Raw genomic sequence first — 3,273 nt, forward strand, 5'->3', positions numbered from 1 at the left:
AGAGGTCGGTCAAACGCTCTGGTTAACCACCGATGTTGCCAGACAATTTATTTCGATATTAGAAGCCGGCATAGCCAAAATCGAATCCGGCGATTACCAGGCCAACGAATACCGTCGGCATTAACGAGACGGACATTCTCACTTAAAAAGGCACCTTCGGGGTGCCTTTGCTATTTCTGGGTTGTATTACGCATTTCACTTATTTACTCTGCATCAAACGCGACAGCAGAGAGAAACCGATGAAATACGACTTAATCATTATAGGCAGCGGGTCCGTTGGGGCAGCCGCAGGTTATTATGCCACTCGCGCCGGGTTAAACGTTCTGATGACCGACGCGCATATGCCACCGCATCAACAGGGTAGTCATCACGGCGACACCCGGTTGATCCGCCACGCCTATGGCGAAGGTGAAAAATACGTTCCGCTGGTGCTGCGTGCGCAGGCGCTATGGGACGAACTCTCCACGCAAAATGAAGAGCCGATTTTCGTCCGCTCCGGCGTTATCAATCTTGGCCCCGCCGGTTCGCCCTTCCTGGCAAACGTCGCGCACAGCGCAAAACAGTGGCAACTGAACGTTGAACAACTGGATGCCGCCGCCATCATGGCGCGCTGGCCCGAAATCCGCGTACCTGCAGACTACACCGGCCTGTTCGAAGCTGATTCCGGTTTTTTACGCAGTGAACTGGCGATCAAAACCTGGATCCGTCTGGCAGAAGAAGCAGGATGCGCTCAGCTCTTCAACTGCCCGGTCACAGCCATTCACCATGATGATGACGGCGGGGTCACTGTAGAAACCGCTGACGGCGAGTACCGCGCGAAGAAAGCGCTGGTGAGCGCCGGTACCTGGGTTCAGGCTTTGCTCCCCGAGCTTCCCATCCAGCCGATACGAAAAGTGTTTGCCTGGTACCAGGCCGATGGCCGCTATAGCATCAAGAATAAGTTTCCTGCCTTCACCGGTGAGTTGCCCAACGGCGATCAATACTACGGCTTCCCGGCGGAGAACGACGAACTGAAAATCGGTAAGCACAACGGCGGGCAACTTATCCACGCCGAAGCTGAACGCAAACCGTTTGCCAGCGTCGCCAGCGATGGATCTGAAGCATTCCCGTTCCTGCGCAATATCCTTCCGGGAGTGGGTTGCTGTCTGCACGGTGCGGCCTGCACCTACGACAACTCGCCGGATGAAGACTTTATCATCGACACGCTGCCCGGCCATGACAACACGCTGATCGTGACTGGGCTGAGTGGTCACGGCTTTAAATTTGCCTCCGTATTGGGTGAAATTGCCGCTGACTTTGCCCAGGAAAAGCCATCCGCTTTTGACCTGACGCCGTTCAGACTCTCCCGATTTACTGCATAATCGTTAAATGGCCTCGTAATGAGGCCTTTTTAATGGTGATTACAATATGCGTCGTCTGTTTCTTTATCTGGTCAACAATATTCGCGAGCATTTTATGCTCTACGTTATTTTGTGGTCGCTGCTGGCGATTCTTGATGTTATTTATATCCTGTTTTACTGAGCCATCAGCATTGACAAATACTGACAAAAATTGAAAGTTATCTAATTTTTGTTTTGTTTTTTTGAATGACAAAACCCATCCCCTACCCCCACAAACCGTCATAAATCGGTCATTTCTGACGAATCCGTTGAATCAAAATCCACAATTAATACAAAATTATTGAATCAACGTTAAATATCTCTCCCGGTGTTATTTTTTAGTTGCATTTATGTCTCTGTCAGGCCATTTTCATTCAATCCTGAAATATGAAATGGAATTTTTATGCAATTTTCAAATACGCCTCAACAGTATGGTTTTATTTCCGCCATGCTTCACTGGCTAACCGCGTTGGTGGTCTACGGGATGTTTGCACTCGGTCTCTGGATGGTGACGTTGAGCTATTACGACGGCTGGTATCACCAGGGACCGGAATTGCACAAAAGCATCGGGATCCTGCTGATGATGGGCCTGGTCGTGCGGGTCATCTGGCGTCTGATCTCGCCACCGCCGAAAGCGCTGAAAAGCTATTCGGCCCTGACCCGTGCTGGCGCAGCGTTGGGCCACCTCGCGCTATATCTGCTGCTGTTTAGCATTGTCATCAGCGGTTATCTGATCTCGACGGCGGACGGTAAACCGATCAGCGTTTTCGGCTGGTTTGATGTCCCGGCCACCTTCGCGGATGCTGGCGTTCAGGCCGATCTCGCCGGAAGCGTACACCTGTGGCTGGCCTGGACCGTCGTTATTCTTTCCGTTCTGCATGGCATGATGGCCTTTAAACACCACTTTATCGATAAAGACGACACCCTGAATCGCATGTTGGGTAAGTCGTCATCTGACTATGGAGCTCAAAAATGAAAAAAAGCCTGCTGGGTTTAACTCTCGCCTCTCTGCTGTTCACCACCGGTTCCGCCGTCGCGGCGGATTATAAAATTGACAAAGAAGGACAACATGCCTTTGTTAATTTCCGTATTCAGCACCTGGGATACAGCTGGTTGTACGGCACGTTCAAAGACTTCGACGGAACCTTTACCTTTGATGAAAAGGATCCCGCCGCCGATAAAGTGAATGTGACAATCAACACCAACAGCGTGGATACCAATCACGCCGAGCGTGATAAACACCTTCGCAGCGCTGATTTCCTCAATGTCGCGAAATTCCCGCAGGCGACCTTCACCTCCACCAACGTGAAAAAAGACGGTGATGAACTGGATATCACCGGGAATCTGACGCTAAACGGCGTAACAAAGCCGGTGACGCTGGAAGCGAAGATGATCGGTCAGGGTGACGATCCGTGGGGGGGTAAACGCGCAGGCTTCGAAGCCGAAGGTAAAATCAAGCTGAAGGATTTCAACATCACCACCGATCTGGGTCCTGCCTCGCAGGAAGTGGAGTTGATTATCTCTGTTGAAGGCGTACAGCAGAAGTAAACGAGGAATGATGCCGGATGGCGATGTTGTCGCCGCCATCCGGCCACACCATTACTCGGCAGGATCCGGAATACCCAGTTTCGTATTCAGTCGTCCACGCGACTTGTTGAAGATTTTATTGCCGTTCTCGCGTCCTGCGCGCAGGCGACGTTGCTCTTCTTCAGGTAATGCGCTCTCTTCGCAACAGATCTCGCTACAGCAGCCGTTGTACTTTTGCGCACATGCCGGGCACTGAATAAACAGCAGATGGCAGCCGTCATTTTTACAGTTGGTGTGGCTGTCGCACGGCGCACCACATTGATGACAATGCGCAATCACCTCATCTGAAATACGCTCACCCATGCGC

4 protein-coding genes and 2 pseudogenes are annotated in these 3,273 nt (G+C 51.5%); 5 read left to right on the forward strand and 1 reads right to left on the reverse strand.

Annotated features, from left to right (window positions below):
• The 5 genes and pseudogenes from bssS to AB7E14_RS22090 form a co-directional block, all read left to right on the forward strand.
• Positions 1-124: pseudogene (bssS, locus tag AB7E14_RS22070) on the forward strand (biofilm formation regulator BssS); the annotation flags it as partial.
• Between the two features lie 115 nt (positions 125-239).
• On the forward strand, positions 240-1,361 hold the full coding sequence (solA, locus tag AB7E14_RS22075; protein WP_428169964.1) for an N-methyl-L-tryptophan oxidase: 1,122 nt from the start codon (positions 240-242) through the stop codon (positions 1,359-1,361).
• Positions 1,362-1,407: 46 nt separating this feature from the next.
• Entirely contained in the window at positions 1,408-1,521 is a 114-nt protein-coding gene (locus AB7E14_RS22080) for a YceO family protein (RefSeq protein WP_043001014.1), read from the forward strand.
• Between the two features lie 261 nt (positions 1,522-1,782).
• The gene (locus tag AB7E14_RS22085; protein ID WP_044327399.1) at positions 1,783-2,355 is read left to right on the forward strand and encodes a cytochrome b; all 573 of its coding nucleotides are present in this window, start codon (positions 1,783-1,785) and stop codon (positions 2,353-2,355) included.
• On the forward strand, positions 2,352-2,927 hold the full coding sequence (locus AB7E14_RS22090; RefSeq protein WP_316962208.1) for a YceI family protein: 576 nt from the start codon (positions 2,352-2,354) through the stop codon (positions 2,925-2,927). The genes AB7E14_RS22085 and AB7E14_RS22090 overlap by 4 nt, the downstream gene beginning before the upstream one ends.
• 51 nt (positions 2,928-2,978) lie before the next feature.
• Here the strand turns inward: AB7E14_RS22090 and AB7E14_RS22095 are convergent.
• A pseudogene (locus tag AB7E14_RS22095) lies at positions 2,979-3,273 on the reverse strand (rhodanese-related sulfurtransferase); the annotation flags it as partial.

Source organism: Citrobacter sp., from assembly GCF_050252275.1.
GTDB classification, from domain to species: domain Bacteria; phylum Pseudomonadota; class Gammaproteobacteria; order Enterobacterales; family Enterobacteriaceae; genus Citrobacter_A; species Citrobacter_A amalonaticus.